13 protein-coding genes are annotated in these 13,921 nt (G+C 65.7%); 6 read left to right on the top strand and 7 right to left on the bottom strand.

Annotated features, from left to right (window positions below; all coding sequences use genetic code 11):
• The first annotated feature begins 131 nt into the window (after positions 1-131).
• Genes ACFO5X_RS07100 through ACFO5X_RS07085 form a run of 4 tightly spaced genes read left to right on the top strand, consistent with a single transcriptional unit; the run spans position 132 to position 3,328 of the window.
• Positions 132-1,610, top strand: a complete 1,479-nt coding sequence (locus tag ACFO5X_RS07100) for an FAD-binding oxidoreductase (protein ID WP_380716590.1) — start codon at positions 132-134, stop codon at positions 1,608-1,610.
• Complete coding sequence (locus ACFO5X_RS07095) at positions 1,607-2,011, top strand: DUF4383 domain-containing protein (RefSeq protein ID WP_380716589.1); 405 nt, start codon at positions 1,607-1,609, stop codon at positions 2,009-2,011. Before ACFO5X_RS07100 ends, ACFO5X_RS07095 begins: the two co-directional genes overlap by 4 nt.
• Positions 2,008-3,054 (top strand): hypothetical protein, encoded by a 1,047-nt coding sequence (locus ACFO5X_RS07090; protein WP_380716587.1) that lies wholly within the window; start codon positions 2,008-2,010, stop codon positions 3,052-3,054. The genes ACFO5X_RS07095 and ACFO5X_RS07090 overlap by 4 nt, the downstream gene beginning before the upstream one ends.
• The gene (locus ACFO5X_RS07085; protein WP_380716586.1) at positions 3,044-3,328 is read left to right on the top strand and encodes a hypothetical protein; all 285 of its coding nucleotides are present in this window, start codon (positions 3,044-3,046) and stop codon (positions 3,326-3,328) included. Before ACFO5X_RS07090 ends, ACFO5X_RS07085 begins: the two co-directional genes overlap by 11 nt.
• Here ACFO5X_RS07085 and ACFO5X_RS07080 read toward each other — a convergent pair.
• The 3 genes from ACFO5X_RS07080 to ACFO5X_RS07070 form a co-directional block, all read right to left on the bottom strand.
• Positions 3,325-4,221, bottom strand: coding sequence for a DMT family transporter (locus tag ACFO5X_RS07080; protein WP_380716585.1), 897 nt, complete (start codon positions 4,219-4,221; stop codon positions 3,325-3,327). The genes ACFO5X_RS07085 and ACFO5X_RS07080 overlap by 4 nt on opposite strands.
• 102 nt (positions 4,222-4,323) lie before the next feature.
• A complete protein-coding gene (locus ACFO5X_RS07075; RefSeq protein ID WP_380716584.1) occupies positions 4,324-7,167 on the bottom strand; it encodes a M10 family metallopeptidase in 2,844 nt (947 codons plus the stop codon).
• Between the two features lie 27 nt (positions 7,168-7,194).
• Positions 7,195-7,581: a hypothetical protein gene (locus ACFO5X_RS07070; protein ID WP_380716583.1), complete on the bottom strand. Its 387-nt coding sequence runs from the start codon at positions 7,579-7,581 to the stop codon at positions 7,195-7,197.
• 203 nt (positions 7,582-7,784) lie between these two features.
• On the opposite strand from ACFO5X_RS07070, the gene ACFO5X_RS07065 reads away from it, so the two are divergent.
• Entirely contained in the window at positions 7,785-8,954 is a 1,170-nt protein-coding gene (locus ACFO5X_RS07065; protein WP_380716582.1) for an amidohydrolase, read from the top strand.
• Between the two features lie 248 nt (positions 8,955-9,202).
• On the opposite strand, the gene metG is transcribed toward ACFO5X_RS07065, so the two are convergent.
• Both metG and ACFO5X_RS07055 read right to left on the bottom strand, forming a co-directional pair.
• The gene (gene metG / locus ACFO5X_RS07060; RefSeq protein ID WP_380716581.1) at positions 9,203-10,939 is read right to left on the bottom strand and encodes a methionine--tRNA ligase; all 1,737 of its coding nucleotides are present in this window, start codon (positions 10,937-10,939) and stop codon (positions 9,203-9,205) included.
• Between the two features lie 71 nt (positions 10,940-11,010).
• Positions 11,011-11,526: a hypothetical protein gene (locus tag ACFO5X_RS07055; RefSeq protein ID WP_380716580.1), complete on the bottom strand. Its 516-nt coding sequence runs from the start codon at positions 11,524-11,526 to the stop codon at positions 11,011-11,013.
• A gap of 137 nt (positions 11,527-11,663) precedes the next feature.
• Between ACFO5X_RS07055 and ACFO5X_RS07050 the strand changes: the two genes are divergently transcribed.
• Positions 11,664-12,071 (top strand): SufE family protein, encoded by a 408-nt coding sequence (locus ACFO5X_RS07050; protein WP_380716579.1) that lies wholly within the window; start codon positions 11,664-11,666, stop codon positions 12,069-12,071.
• Here ACFO5X_RS07050 and ACFO5X_RS07045 read toward each other — a convergent pair.
• Complete coding sequence (locus tag ACFO5X_RS07045; protein ID WP_380716578.1) at positions 12,068-12,718, bottom strand: TetR family transcriptional regulator C-terminal domain-containing protein; 651 nt, start codon at positions 12,716-12,718, stop codon at positions 12,068-12,070. The two genes, ACFO5X_RS07050 and ACFO5X_RS07045, sit on opposite strands and share 4 nt — an antisense overlap.
• On the bottom strand, positions 12,715-13,899 hold the full coding sequence (locus tag ACFO5X_RS07040; RefSeq protein ID WP_380716577.1) for a serine hydrolase domain-containing protein: 1,185 nt from the start codon (positions 13,897-13,899) through the stop codon (positions 12,715-12,717). Before ACFO5X_RS07040 ends, ACFO5X_RS07045 begins: the two co-directional genes overlap by 4 nt.
• Between the last annotated feature and the right edge of the window lie 22 nt (positions 13,900-13,921).

Below are 13,921 nucleotides of genomic sequence, written 5' to 3'. Positions count from 1 at the left end.
CTTTTCACGCGCGAAAAGTATGGAATTCCCGCCTGTATTTCCGGCAAGCTGCGCGTAATGTCGCGCCAGATTGAACGGCGGAGATTGCGGCTTATGTTCCGAATTCCTTTCCATTTCCTTTCGGGTGGCAAATGCGCCGGCTGACGCGCCGAGCGGCGCTGTTCGGCGCGGGGGCGGTGGCGGGCAGTCTTGCCACAGCGCAATTCGGTTCGCGCAACCCGGTGCTACCGCCACGCCTGACCGCCACTCCGGGCGAGGGGATGCTGAACGATGCGAGCCTGCTGAGCGCGACGCCGATCCACCGCCACACCGTGCTATCTCAGGATCCGGGCGAGGCGTTGGTTGCGGCGATCCGGGCCGAAATGACCGAGGCGGCGGCGAACGGCCGTCCGGTCAACGTCGGCGCCGCGCGGCATTCGATGGGCGGGCAGGCGATCCCGCGCGAAGGCCATGCGCTGACCTTCGACAATGGATTCCTCGAAGCCGATACCGCCGTGCGGACCTATCGCGTTCACGCCGGGGCGCGCTGGTCCCAGGTCATCGCGGCGCTGGACCCTTTGGGCCTGTCGCCCAAGGTCATGCAGTCGAACCACGATTTCGGCGTGGCGGCGACCTTCTGTGTCAACGCACATGGCTGGCCGGTGCCGATGGGGCCGATGGGGGCAACTGTGCGGTCCTTCGAGATGGTGCTGCCCTCGGGTGATCTGGTGCGTTGCTCGCGCGACGAGAATGCCGAGCTTTTCGCGATGAGCATGGGCGGCTACGGGCTGACCGGTGCGATCACCGCGATGGAGGTGGAGGCCGCGCCGAACCGTCTGCTGGAGCCGAAGTTCCGGCGGATGCGGGCCGAAGATTTCGGCACCGCCTTCATGGACGCGCTGAAGGATCCGGACGTCGACATGGCCTATGGACGGCTGAACGTCGAACGCGGCACCTTCTTCGAAGAGGCGCTGCTGATCACCTATCGGCCTGTCGACGACCAGTCGGATATTCCCGCCGCCTCGGGGTCGGGCGCGATGTCGAAGCTGGCGCGGCATGTCTACCGGGCGCAGCTTGGCAACGAGCCGATGAAACGGCTGCGCTGGTTCACCGAGACCAGCGTCGGGCCAAGGCTGGCCGGCGCGGCCTCGCGCAACAGCCTGATCAATGAACCGGTCATCACGCTGGACGACCACGACCCGACCCGCACCGATATCCTGCACGAGTATTTCGTGGCGCCCGAACACTTTGCCGATTTCCTGACGGTCTGCCGCGATGTGATCCCGGCCAGCTATCAGGAATTCCTGAACGTCACGCTGCGCTTCATCGACACCGATGCAACCAGCTGGCTGGCCTACGCCGGCGTGCCGCGCATCGCGGCGGTGATGTCCTTCAGCCAGGAGCTGAGCGCCCGGGGCGAGGCTGACATGGCGCGCATGACGCGCGAGCTGATAGACGGGATCGTGGCCATCGGCGGCACCTATTATCTGCCGTATCGGCCCCATGCCACGGTGGACCAGCTGGTGCGCGCCTATCCCCGTGCGCCGGCCTTCGCCGCCGCCAAGCGGCAGCTCGACCCCGGTCTGCTGTTCCGCAACAACCTTTGGGACAGCTATCTGGAGACGCTATGAGCATCCTGCAAAAGATCACGCTTGGTTATTTCGTCGCGCTGATGGGTGCGGCGTCGCTGAATTACATTCCCGGCCTGACCGACGATCAGGGCCGCGCCTTCGGCATCTTCGCGCTGGATATCTTCGACGACGCGCTGCATGTGGCCTCGGCGCTCTGGGCGCTGGCGGCGGCGCTAATCTCACGCCGGGCGGCGAAGATCTTTCTGGTGATCTTCGGGGCGCTCTATCTGGGCGACGGGGTCTTCGGGTTCTTCACGGGCTATGGCTATCTCGACCTCGGGATCTTCACCAATGCCTCCGAGGGGATGTCCTTCACGATGTTCCGCCTGCTGGCGAACCTGCCGCATGTCGCGCTTGGCGGCTTCGCGCTCTGGGCCGGGCTGAGGCTGGACCGCGCATGATCCGCCGCGTCGGGCGCTGGCTGGGGCGGCTGCTGCTGGTGGTGATCGCGCTGGTCGCGGTACTGCTGGCGCCGGTCGGCTATGTCGAGACGATGTGCCGCCCCGAAGGCGCGCCGGATGTTTATGTGTCGCTGCTGCCGCCCGAGCATCGCCGGGCCGAGGCGCGCACGCTGCTGACCTATCCGGAGTGGCATATCGTCCATGCCTATGACGACTACGCCAGGGTGATCGCCACCGAGGATCCGCAGGATTTCGGCTTTGGCCGCGCGATCGGGCAATATTGGTCGTCGCTCTGCACCCTGTCGCGGCGCAGCGGACCGATGGGCGGGGTCGACGGGCCGACCAGGCAGCTGGTCTATGTGATCGGCGTCAGCTTTACCGCCGAACTGGCAATGAAGGCGCTGTACGAGGAAACGCTGGGCCGTCTGTTTGTCGCCCTGCGCGGGCCCGATCACAGCCCGCTGGACCGGTTGTCTGCCGATCAGGCGGCAGCCTACGCGACCTTCCTGCAGCAGACGCCCTGGTATCTCTGGGACTTCGACGGCGATATCCGCGCGCTGGAGGCCGCTCGGACCGACGTGCTGCGCGACCGCGAGCGTCGGCTGGCGCTGGGGGGCGAATATGCGGCCAAGGCGGCCTATGCGAAGGTGATCGCGCAGGCGGTGGCGGCGACCGGGTTTGACGAATTGACGCTGCGCATGGTGGTCCGTGGTCTGGCGCCCCAGCAACTGGAGGCCTTCGATGGCGTCACCGTCATCGGCCCGCTGGGCCCAGGCATCGAGATCGAGACGCCGCGATATCGCGAGCTGACGCGGCTCTTGGAGCGGATGGCGCACGCGGGCGGCGACTTTGTCGAGATCGCGGGCAACGATCAGATCATGTTCACGGTCACCACGTCGGAGGCCACGCTGCCGGGCGCGCTGGCCAGCCTGCCACGGCAGGGGTATGGCGACACGCGGCATCTGGCGCTGGTCAAGGTGAGCGAGCTTGCCGAACGTCTGCGGGGCTTGCCGGGCGGGGTGGAGCATATCCATGACTATTAGGGTCGCGCTCTGGTTGCTGCTGGTGCCGGTGGGCTGGCTCGGCCTGCTGGCGGGCGTGATGCTGGTCAGCGACGTTGCTCCGGCGGCGCTGGTGATGCTGCCATCGGACGACTTCCTCGCAGATTTGCCGCAGGGCGTCGCGATCCTGTCGAGCACGCCGGTTTCGGTCACGCTGACCTCGGAGGCGCCGGGACTGGCCGCCGCGCTTTACGCCAGCGGCGCCTGGCTGGTGCTGCCGGCCGGTCTGGCCGGCTGCGCGCCGCGCGGCGCCTAGACCATCGCCGGCGGCGGCTTGCGGCGGGCGCCGGATATGGCATTCCCGATGATCGCCGTCAGCAGGATCGCACCGCCGATGAACGTATAAAGCGTGGCCGTCTCGCCCAGGAACAGCCAGACCCAGACCGGCCCGAGCAGAACCTCGGCCATCGACAGGATGGTGAGTTCGACCGCCGGCACCGTCTTGGACCCGACCGTGTAGAGCACGAGCCCCGCGCCGACCTGCACCACGCCCATGCCAAAGGAGATGGCGCCGTCGTTGGGGCTGAGTACCAGCGGTAGGCCCGAGGCCAGACAGACCGGCGCCGTTATGACCACCGCCAGCAGGCCCGACAGGAAAACCGCCGGCATCATCTCGCCCGCTTTTCCCCAGCGCAGCGCCACGGTAAATAGCGCGAACCCGAGCGCCGAGCAGAGCGCGGCGACGTTGCCGCTCCAGGCGGCGGTTCCGGTCTTGTCCCAGACCATCACGGCGATGCCGCATCCGGCCACCGCCATCGCGCCCCAGGTGGCGGGGCGCACGCGCTCGCCCAGACAGACCCAGCCCATCAGCGCGGCGAGAAGCGGCGAGCAGGCAAACAGCAGCATGGCATTGGCGACAGAGGTGTGCTGGATCGCATAGATCGCGCCGGTATAGGCCGCAACCAGCGCCAGCGCGCCCACAAGGCCCGGCAAGCCGGCGCGTCGGGCCATCTCGAACGGGCCCTGTCTGGACCGAAGCCGGATCACCACATAAAGCAGCACGGCGAGGCCGAGCGAGCGGTAGAGCAGGATCTGCCAGACAACCGCATCGTCGATCATGCGGATGCCCAGACCCACGGTCGACCAGAGCACGCCGGCGATGAAGACCAGAACCATGCCGGAAAGGTCGCGTGAGGCCGTCAGGTCCATGACATCCGCTCCTGTTCGGTTGCCCGCCCGGCATGACATTGCATGAAGGGCGGGGCTGTTCCGAAAGCGACATCGTGGGGAAGAGGGCGCGGTGGCCGGGCCTCAGATCAGCCAGTCGGTCGAAAGCGTCGTTGACGCCGCAAGGTTGCCGATCAGCGCCAGGTCAACCTCGGTCCCGTTGTCGTTGAAGACCAGCCAGGAGCTGCGCCCCTCGGCCACCAGCGAGAACAGGTCATTGGCCAATGCATCGGCCACCGTGCCACCGCCGATAAGGCCCGAGACCGAGATCTTCTCACCGTAGCTCAGCGAGAAGTCGGCGAGAAGATCGCCCGCATCCGCGACCGAGGTGAAGACGAAGGTATCGACGCCGCTCCCGCCCTTGAGGATGTCGGCGCCCTCACCTCCTGCGATCACATCGTTTCCAGCGCCGCCGTCTATGATGTCATCGCCCGAGCCACCGTCGATCTCGTCATTGCCGGCGTCGCCATACAGCTTGTCGATGCCCGCGCCGCCGTCGACCAGATCGTTTTCGTTGCCAGCCTTGATGTAATCGTCGCCCTCTCCGCCAAGCAGGGTATCGTTTCCGTTGTCGCCGTAGATCTTGTCGTTCCCGGCGCCGCCGTCGGCATAGTCGTCGCCCTTGTCACCCTTCAGATAGTCGAGTCCGTCGCCGCCATACATGGTGTCGTTGTCGTTGTCGCCGTAAATCTTGTCATCGCCTGCGCCGCCGTCCAGCAGATCGTTGCCGGTGTCGCCATAAAGCGTGTCGTTACCGTCGCCGCCGGACAGATCGTCCTCACCCGCGCCGCCATAGGCCTTGTCGTCGCCGGCGCCGGCATCGGCCAGGTCGTCGCCATCATCGGCCTTGATCGTATCGGTGCCGTCGCCGCCAAGAAGCGTGTCATCGCCGTCGCCGCCGTAAAGCTTGTCATCCTCGCTGCCGCCGTCCAGCAGGTCGTTGCCCAGGTCGCCATAGAGCGAGTCACGCCCTGCGCCGCCTGTCAGGTGGTCGTCTCCGGCGTGACCGTAAAGCTTGTCGTCGTCGGTCCCTGCGACGAGTGTATCGTTGCCCGCGCCACCGTAGAGCGTGTCCTTGCCGGCGCCGCCGGCGATGTCGTCGTCACCGTCCTCGCCGTAAATCTTGTCGTTGTCGGCGCCGCCGTCGATGGTGTCGTTGCCGCTGCCGCCATAGATCTTGTCCATGCCTGCATCGCCGGTGATGTCGTCATTGCCATCGCCGCCGTAAAGCGAATCCTTGCCGTCGCCGCCGGTCAGCGTATCGGCCCCGGCGTTGCCATAGAGCTTGTCGTCGCCCGCGCCGCCCTCGATTTCATTGTCCAGATCGTTGCCGGTGCCGGTGTCCCGGCCTGAGCCGAGCATCAGGTTCTCGATCTCGGTCCCCGCCTCGATGGTCAACTTCCTGGTGCCAAGCTTGCCGGTCACGCCGCCGTTCAGGTCGATCTTGCTGCCGTAGGTCACGGCGGAGAGGTCCAGCGTGTCGGTGCCGCCGTTGGTGTCGCGGATGATGCTCCCCGCTTCCGTCCAGGTCGCGACATAGGCGTTGGTCAGGGTGATGATGGTGTCATAGGCGTCCGGATCGGGACCGACCGGCACGCTTTCCACGTCGAGGATCGTGGACAGGTCCGCATTGGCCGACAGACCGGCAAGAAAGGCCAAGGCCACCGAGGCGCCCGCGTTCACCATCAGCCAGGCGCCGCCGGTCGTGGCAGAGAGCCAGACCTTGCCGTCGCCAATCGGGTCGGTGCCGCCATAGCCGATAGCCGCAAACAGAGCCGACAGGTCGACCCGGTCACCCTGGCCAAGGTTGAAGTCGGTGATCGTATCTCCGGCCTCGTTGGTCGCGGCATAGACGAAGACGTCGCCACCGCTGCCGCCGGTCAGGATATCCGCACCGGCGCCGCCAACCAGTGTGTCATTGCCGCCTTCGCCCAGCAGGGTGTCATTTCCCAAACCCGCCATCAGCACGTTGTCGGCCGCATTGCCGGTGATGTGATCGGTGCCCGACCCGGTATAGGCGTTCTCGATCACCGTGCCGCGTGCGATGGCAAGGTTGCCGGTCTTGCCGTTGATGTCGGAGAAGCGCTCGGCATAAAGGTCGATCCGCTGGTTCGAGGCGCGCGAGGACAGGTCGATGGTATCTGTCCCGGCGCTGTCGAAGATCGCCACCGCCTTCCCGTTGTTCAGGCCCATGCCGTGCTGGCTGACATTGGTGTTGTCGCCGTAGATCGTATTGCCGGTCTGCACGTTGGTCGGCGTGCCATAGAGATTCTGGATGGCAACGATATCCGCCAGCTGCGCCGTCGCCAGATAGGCGAAGGAGGCCGAGACATTCGGGTTCTCGTTGTTGGAGAAGTAGGACATCACCGTCATTTGCCAGCTGTCATTGGCGAAATGTGCCTGAGTCCCGAAATTCGCGGTTCCGTTGTAGTTGCCTGCATGGCCCAGACCGAGCGCATGGCCGATCTCGTGGATGAAGGTCTGGAGGTAGTAGTCGCCGTAGGACTGCCACGAGGTGTGCACGTTGACCGAGGAAGACAGAATCGTGTTCCCCGAGGTCGAGGAGGTGTTGTAGGCGCCCGACTGGCTGTCGTCGAAGCTGATCATCGCGCTGCTTGCCTGGGTAAAGGTCAGCCCCGTCACAGCGCTCCAGGCGTCAAGGGCCTGCAGAGCGGTCGCTTTTCCAAGCGCATCCAGCCCGTTGATGTTGACCGTGATGGTGCCGCCTGTCTGCACGTTGAACGACCGCGGCTGCTGGCCGCGACCCAGCCAGAAGCCGTCGGTCAGGTAATCGGCGATCTGATCCAGGTTGTAGACCGGCAGGCCAGCCGACGTGAAGCTTGTCTGGGTGCCGCCCTCGCTCAGGGAGGCGACATGGGGATCATAGACGGTCTGGGTCGGGTTCAGGGACTGGCACATCAGGCACATGGTTGAAGTCCTCGTTCTTCAGGAAGATCAGAGCGGCAGGTTGCTGTGGCGCAGCAACTCGACGGCAAAGCGGTCGAGCATCTCGCGGTTCAGCGAGGCATCGAGCACTGATAAAGTCAGCGTGGCGCCTTCGCCGGTCCGGCCCTCCGGCGTCTGCCAGACGAGGTGGCCCGACAGGCTGTCGTGGCTCTGCAACGCGGGCACAAAGCGCAGGGCAAGGCGGCCCTCGGCGGGGGCTTCTGAGAGGATCACTGGCCCGACCGACTGCGCCAGCACCGCGGCGAGCGCGCGGCAAATCGGCGCACGCAGGCCCTGGTCGCAGCTGAGCTGGACCTCGGTTGGGGCGGAATGGGCCGGCAGGGCAATCAGCGGCACGAAGGCGGCCGCGCACAGGAAGGGCGCAAGGGGAGTCATGGTGGCTCCTTTGGAATGGCGATGTTGGGGAAACGGGCCATTCTGACCCTGCAAGGCGGGTGTGCCACCGGATCTTGTAGCCGTTGAGACAGGTTACGGGTAATATTGTGGCATTGTTGCGCGAGACCGCCTTTCATGGCGGAGCGCGCGAAACTGTTGACGCGTGCCGTGGGGGCCGGCAACGGGAATGAAAGGACCTGACCATGATCCAGCTCGGCAATCGCGATATCGTCGAACTGACCGAGTTCCGGCGCGAGCTGCACCGCTTTCCCGAGGTTTCGGGGCAGGAAGCCGGCACCGCGCTGCGCATCGCCTCGGCCCTGCACGCGACCGAGCCCGAGAGGATCCTGACCGGGCTGGGGGGGCATGGCGTCGCCGCCGTCTTTGAAGGCCGGGAGGAGGGGCCGGCGGTTCTGATCCGCTGCGAACTCGACGCGCTACCGATTGAAGAACTGTCGCGTGCGCCGTATCGCTCGGCCACGCCCGGAACCGGGCATCTGTGCGGGCACGATGGACATATGGCCATCCTGATGGGGGTGGCCCGTACACTGGGGCGGCACCGCCCGGCGCGGGGCCGGGCCATCCTGCTGTTCCAGCCGGCCGAGGAAGATGGCTCGGGGGCTGCGCAGGTCATGGCGGACGAGGCCTTTGCCGAGATCACGCCCGATTACGCCTTTGCCCTACACAATATGCCGGGAATGCCGCTGGGTCGGGCGGCGCTGGCCGCCGGGCCGATGAACTGCGCCTCGCGCGGGGCGCTGATCCAGCTGACCGGCCGCACCGCCCATGCCTCGATGCCCGAAACGGGCTTGTCGCCGATGGCGGCGCTGGCACAGCTGATGCCGGCGCTGACCGCGCTGGGGCAGGGCGCAGGGCCGGCAGAGGAGGGATTTCGGCTGGTCACGGTGACCCACGCGCGGCTGGGCGAGGCGGCCTTCGGCATCGCGCCCGGCGAGGCCGAGCTTTGGGCCACTCTGCGCACCACGCGCGACGCGGACATGGCAGCTCTGGTCGGGGCCGCCGAGGCGTTGGTCAACGAAGCCGCGGGGCCGCTGGCGACGGAGATCAGCTATCACGACGTCTTTCGCCATTGCGAGAATGACCCCGAGGCCACCGCGATCCTGGGCCGCGCGCTGGATACGGCGGGCGTGCCCTGGGATGCCGGTTCGCTGCCGATGCGCGCTTCTGAGGATTTCGGGCGGTTCGCCGACGTGGCGAAGTCGGCGATGTTCCTGCTGGGGGCGGGCGAAAAGGTGCCCGCGCTACACAATCCGGACTACGATTTCCCCGATGCGCTGATCGCGACCGGCGCCCGCGTGTTCCTGTCGGCGCTCGATGAGATGCTGGGTATCGGCGAAATCAGGCCTGTGTGAACCGTGTCACATACCCATTTGCCGCGAGCGCCCTAGATAGGAGTCAGGGAACAGCGACAGGGGGCTGTCATGGAAAACCGAAAAGACCGGCATCCGGTCAACGAATGGGAAAGGCGCGCCGACACGGGTCCGAGTCAGACGCGCCTATTCATGGCTGCGGTCATTGTCTGCGCCTCGGTCATCGCCGGAGCAGGCGCGATTGAAAGCCACCAGGTGGAACCAGACCAGACCGTCGCGATGGTGCACCGCTAGGTGCGCACCCCCGCAAAGCGTGTCTGCCAATCTTCGCGCTGGTCGTCGGTGATCTTGGCGAAGAGAACGTCCGGAACGGTGAAGGCATGGCCGGCGGGCAGCGAGTCCAGCGCCGCGCCGACGTCGTCGGGCCATTCTGTATCAAGCGTGTTCATCGCCGAAAGCATCCGCGCCGCCGCATCCGGAATGAAGGGCGCGGAAAGCACCGCGTAGAGGCGGATCAGGTTCAGGCCGAGACGCACCTGCATCGCGGCCTTGGCCTCGTCTTCCTTGAAGGTCGTCCACGGCGCGGCGGATTGCAGGTATTCGTTGCCTGCCACCCAGATCGCCCGCAGCTCCTGCGAGGATTTGCGAACTTCCATCGCGTCCATGAAGCCCTCGTAGGCGCGCAGACGCTCGGTCAGCGTGGCGATCAGCGCCTGTTCGGCCTCGCCCTGTTCGCTGCCCTCGGGCACCTGTTCGCCGAATTTCGACCGGCAGAACTTGGTGATCCGACTGACGAAGTTGCCCAGAACGTCGGCCAGATCCTTGTTCACCGAGGCCTGGAAGTTCTCCCAGGTGAATTCGCTGTCCGAGCTTTCCGGCGCGTGTGACAGCAGCCACCAGCGCCAGTAGTCCGACGGCAGGATGCTGAGCGCCTGATCCATGAAGACGCCACGGCCCTGCGAGGTCGAGAACTGGCCACCATCGTAGTTCAGGTAGTTGAAGGACTTGAGGTGATCCACCAGCTTCCACGGCTCGCCCGAGCCGATGATGGTGGCTGGGAAGGACAGCGTGTGGAAGGGGACGTTGTCCTTGCCCATGAACTGGATGTAACGCACATCCTCGGCGCCCTTGTCTGTGCGCCACCAGCGTTCCCACTCGGCATCCGGGGCGCCGCGCGAATCCGCCCATTCCTTGGCGCAGGCGATGTATTCGATCGGCGCGTCGAACCAGACGTAGAAGACCTTGCCTTCCATGCCCGGCCAGGGCTGGTCGCCCTTCTTCACCGGGATGCCCCAGTCGAGATCGCGGGTGATGCCGCGATCCTGAAGGCCGTCGCCGTCGTGCAGCCATTTCTTTGCGATCGACGTGGTCAGGATCGGCCAGTCGGTCTTGGTGTCGATCCAGGCGTCCAGATCGTCCTTGAGCGCGGACTGGCGCAGATAGAGGTGCTTGGTCTCGCGCACCTCCAGATCGGTCGAGCCCGAGATCGCCGAGCGCGGGTTGATAAGGTCGGTGGGGTCGAGTTGCTTGGTGCAGTTCTCGCATTGATCGCCGCGGGCCCTGTCGTATCCGCAGTTGGGGCAGGTGCCTTCGATATAGCGGTCGGGCAGGAAGCGGTTGTCGGCGACGGAAAAGACCTGCTTTTCCGACACTTCCCGAATCAGGCCGGCCTCGGCCAGGCGCCCCGCGAAATGCTGGGTCAGTCTGTGGTTCTGCGGCGAGGAAGAACGCCCAAAGTGGTCGAAGGAAAGGCCGAAGCGGCGCGCGATGTCGGCCTGAACGGCGTGCATCTCGGCGCAGTATTCGGCGACCGGTTTGCCGGCTTTGGCAGCGGCGAGTTCCGCCGGCGTGCCGTGTTCGTCGGTCGCGCAGAGGAACAGCACCTCGTTGCCACGCCCGCGCTGATAGCGCGCGAAGAGGTCGGCCGGAAGCTGCGAGCCAACCAGATTGCCGAGGTGCTTGATCCCGTTGATATAGGGGATCGCCGAAGTGATGAGATACCGTGCCATGTCGCGCCTTTGAACCATTGCGCCCTCATAGCGCAAGGACCTGGCAAGCGCCAGCGCGGGGAGGGGGCCGGGTCTGTCGGCGCGCAGGCTCAGCGGCGGCGCGATTCCTGGGCATTCTGCGCGGCCTCGACACGGATCACGCGGATGTTGGCGAGGTCCTGCGAGGAGATGGTGAAGGCCTCGTGCACGGTCCGCGTCAACTCTGATCCCATCGCGGTGGCGCGGGAAGGGTAGGTCACCAGGAAATCGAACACCATCACTCCGGCTTCGTCCGGGATCAGGTCCTTGTTGACTGGCCGCAGCTGGGCGAGATAGGCCCCCTGCCGGTCGGCGATGCCCGAGGCGTAGATGATCGCGCCGGTGTTCGTCGGCTCGATCCGCAGTTCTGTCACGCGGCCGATCTTGACGCTGCGGTCCACTGGCTTGCGGCGGTCCATGATGCTGCTTCGGCTGGGAATCAGCGGGTTGACCGTCCCGGTATCGGTAACGACGGCGACTTCCTTGCTGCGGCCGAACCAGTTGCGCGGATTGACGCGCGAATCCCGCCAGCCGCAAGAGGCCAGCACCAGGCTGGCTACGAGAAGGAGCAAGAGGGGTTTGCGCATCGCCTGTCCGCGGAGTGATAACTGCTTCCCAAGGGGTTAACCCATCCCGCCGCACTTGAAAAGCGTGAAGCTGGGGTGGACAGGACAGGCAGGGCGTCTTACCTCACGCTCACTCAGCCGCCCGGGGAGAACCGACCATGGCCACAGCGGCCTTTGAAGCGATAGCCGAGGACTTCGAATTCCTGGAAGACTGGGAGGACCGCTATCGCTATGTCATCGAACAGGGCAAGGCGATGGAGCCGCTGCCGGACGCGCTGAAGGTTCCGGCCACCAAGGTCGACGGCTGCGCGAGCCAGGTCTGGCTGCATCCGGTGATCGAGAGCGGAACTTTCCGCTTTGACGGCGACAGCGACGCGCTGATCGTGCGCGGCCTGATTGCGCTGCTGCGGGCGCTTTACAACGACATGCCGGTGTCAGAGGTGGGTGCGGTGGATGCACGCGCCGAACTGGGGCGGCTCGGGCTGCACGATCACCTCTCGGCGCAGCGCTCCAACGGGTTGCGGGCGATGATCGAACGCATCCGGACGGTGGCGGCCGCGTCCTAGGAGCGGATCCGCCCCTCGGGCGTGAAATGGTTCGGGAACATCAGTCCCAGCGTCGTCAGCGCAACCAAATGCGCGTGATCGCGCTTGAAACGCGGCGCCTCCAGCATCATTCGCAGCCATAGGCCTTCGAGCAATGCGTAGATCGCCCGCGCGGTCGGGTCCGGGTCGTAGCCATGGGGCGAGCCGGCCATCAGCGCGGTGCATTGGTCGCGGATGGCGTCCAGCAGCTGGTCGTCGCGTGTGCCGCTGATCTTGCGATAGATCGCGCTGGGACGCGCCTCTGCCATGAAGGCGAACCAGGCGGATATCTTGCGCGGGGTGCACAGGGCCGGGTCGAAATCGGCGTCCACCAGCGCGCGCAGCCGCGCCGCCGGGCTGCGCCCCGCCTTCGCCAGCGCGCGCCGCCACAAGGCGTTGTATTCTTCAGTCATAGATTGAAGAGTGGCGTGGAACAGCTTGTCCTTGCTGTCGAAATGGAAATTGACGATCCCGCGTGACAGCTTCGCCGCCGAAGCGACATCGGCGATGGTCGTTCCCGAATAACCCTTGCGCCCGATCACCTCGATGGTGGCCTGAATAAGCTGCTCGCGCCGCAATTCCTTTGGCTGGCGGTCGCGCAGGCGCGGTGCATCGGGGCTGTCGGTCATCCGCCCCGCCCCGCGATCCCAAGCAGCCGTTCCATCAGGATCAGGTTGGCATTGTCGAAGGTATCGTCCTGCGGGAAGGCCTGACTGCTTAGCTTGACGATCACCGCGCCGCTGGCGGGATCGGCGCAGAGCCACTGGCCGTGGATGCCGATAGCCATGACGGCGCGAGAGGGGCGCGGGAGCATATACCATTGGCTGCGATACCGTCCCCCGGGGATCCAGTCGTGATAATTGCCGCTGTTCCAGGCCGCTTCGTCGCCGTTCTCGGCAATATCGGCCAGCCAGCGTTCGGAAATCAATTGGCGTCCGCCGACTGCGCCACCGTCCAGAATCAGCTGGCCGAGACGCATCAGGTCTTCGCCCCGTGCGCAAAGCCCGCCCGCACCGCGCGGATTGCCCGCGGCGTCCACCGTCATCAACCCGTGATCGCAGCCGAGAGGCTGCCAGAAAACCTCTGACAACAGATCGGCATAGGACTTCCCCGACACCCGCTCGACCAGAAAGCCGAGCACGTCCGAATTTGGCGACTGATAGTGGAACGGCCCTCCGTGGGGTCCGGCACCCTTGCAGGCGGTGAACAGCATCTGGGCCAGCGTTTCCTGCCGGTCGCCGTCCTCCCTGGGGTTCCACAGCATGGCGCGGCGATAACGCGCATAATCGCCGTCGCGGTTCAGGTAGTCCTCGCGAAAATCGAGGCTGACGCGCATGTCGAGCAGATCGCGCACCGTGGCATCGCCAAAGGCACCCTGCGCGGTTTCGGGGATGTAGTCGGCCATCGCCCGGCTGACATCCAGCGCGCCGTTGTCCTCGAGCACGCCCAGCAGCAGGGCGGTTACGGATTTGGTCACCGAGAAGATCAGATGCGGCCGCGCTGCCTGGGCACGGGGGGCATGCCACTCCGCTATGATGCGGCCGTTGCGGGACAGCAGCAGATGGTCGGTCTGACTGATCTCGAGATACTCGGCAAGGCTTTCGCCGGGGCGCGACGGGCCAAAGGGCTGATCCAGCAGCCCCGCATCGATGGCGCGGGGCAGGGCCGTTGAGGGGGCGCCGATCACCTGCGCCGCCGGCACCAGTTCGCCGACACGTTCGAAGGCCCATGCATTCCATGGCCGCTCGCGCCAGTTGTGCAGGCCGACGTCGGCGCGTGAGAAACCGTATTCGGTGAGAGGGTAGGTCATTCAGTTACGGCGGGGCGGATCG

Source organism: Seohaeicola nanhaiensis, assembly GCF_042654245.1.
Lineage (GTDB): Bacteria > Pseudomonadota > Alphaproteobacteria > Rhodobacterales > Rhodobacteraceae > Seohaeicola_A > Seohaeicola_A nanhaiensis.
Note: the sequence above shows the minus strand (reverse complement) of the source record. Positions and strands in the feature narration are given on the sequence as shown.

What these genes read in the sequence shown, in the direction of transcription:
- ACFO5X_RS07100 (WP_380716590.1), top strand. Translation starts at nt 132, where the DNA reads ATGCGCCGGCTGACGCGCCGAGCGGCGCTGTTCGGCGCGGGGGCGGTG.
- ACFO5X_RS07095 (WP_380716589.1), top strand. Translation starts at nt 1,607, where the DNA reads ATGAGCATCCTGCAAAAGATCACGCTTGGTTATTTCGTCGCGCTGATG.
- ACFO5X_RS07090 (WP_380716587.1), top strand. Translation starts at nt 2,008, where the DNA reads ATGATCCGCCGCGTCGGGCGCTGGCTGGGGCGGCTGCTGCTGGTGGTG.
- ACFO5X_RS07085 (WP_380716586.1), top strand. Translation starts at nt 3,044, where the DNA reads ATGACTATTAGGGTCGCGCTCTGGTTGCTGCTGGTGCCGGTGGGCTGG.
- ACFO5X_RS07080 (WP_380716585.1), bottom strand. Translation starts at nt 4,221, where the DNA reads ATGGACCTGACGGCCTCACGCGACCTTTCCGGCATGGTTCTGGTCTTC.
- ACFO5X_RS07075 (WP_380716584.1), bottom strand. Translation starts at nt 7,167, where the DNA reads ATGTGCCTGATGTGCCAGTCCCTGAACCCGACCCAGACCGTCTATGAT.
- ACFO5X_RS07070 (WP_380716583.1), bottom strand. Translation starts at nt 7,581, where the DNA reads ATGACTCCCCTTGCGCCCTTCCTGTGCGCGGCCGCCTTCGTGCCGCTG.
- ACFO5X_RS07065 (WP_380716582.1), top strand. Translation starts at nt 7,785, where the DNA reads ATGATCCAGCTCGGCAATCGCGATATCGTCGAACTGACCGAGTTCCGG.
- metG (WP_380716581.1), bottom strand. Translation starts at nt 10,939, where the DNA reads ATGGTTCAAAGGCGCGACATGGCACGGTATCTCATCACTTCGGCGATC.
- ACFO5X_RS07055 (WP_380716580.1), bottom strand. Translation starts at nt 11,526, where the DNA reads ATGCGCAAACCCCTCTTGCTCCTTCTCGTAGCCAGCCTGGTGCTGGCC.
- ACFO5X_RS07050 (WP_380716579.1), top strand. Translation starts at nt 11,664, where the DNA reads ATGGCCACAGCGGCCTTTGAAGCGATAGCCGAGGACTTCGAATTCCTG.
- ACFO5X_RS07045 (WP_380716578.1), bottom strand. Translation starts at nt 12,718, where the DNA reads ATGACCGACAGCCCCGATGCACCGCGCCTGCGCGACCGCCAGCCAAAG.
- ACFO5X_RS07040 (WP_380716577.1), bottom strand. Translation starts at nt 13,899, where the DNA reads ATGACCTACCCTCTCACCGAATACGGTTTCTCACGCGCCGACGTCGGC.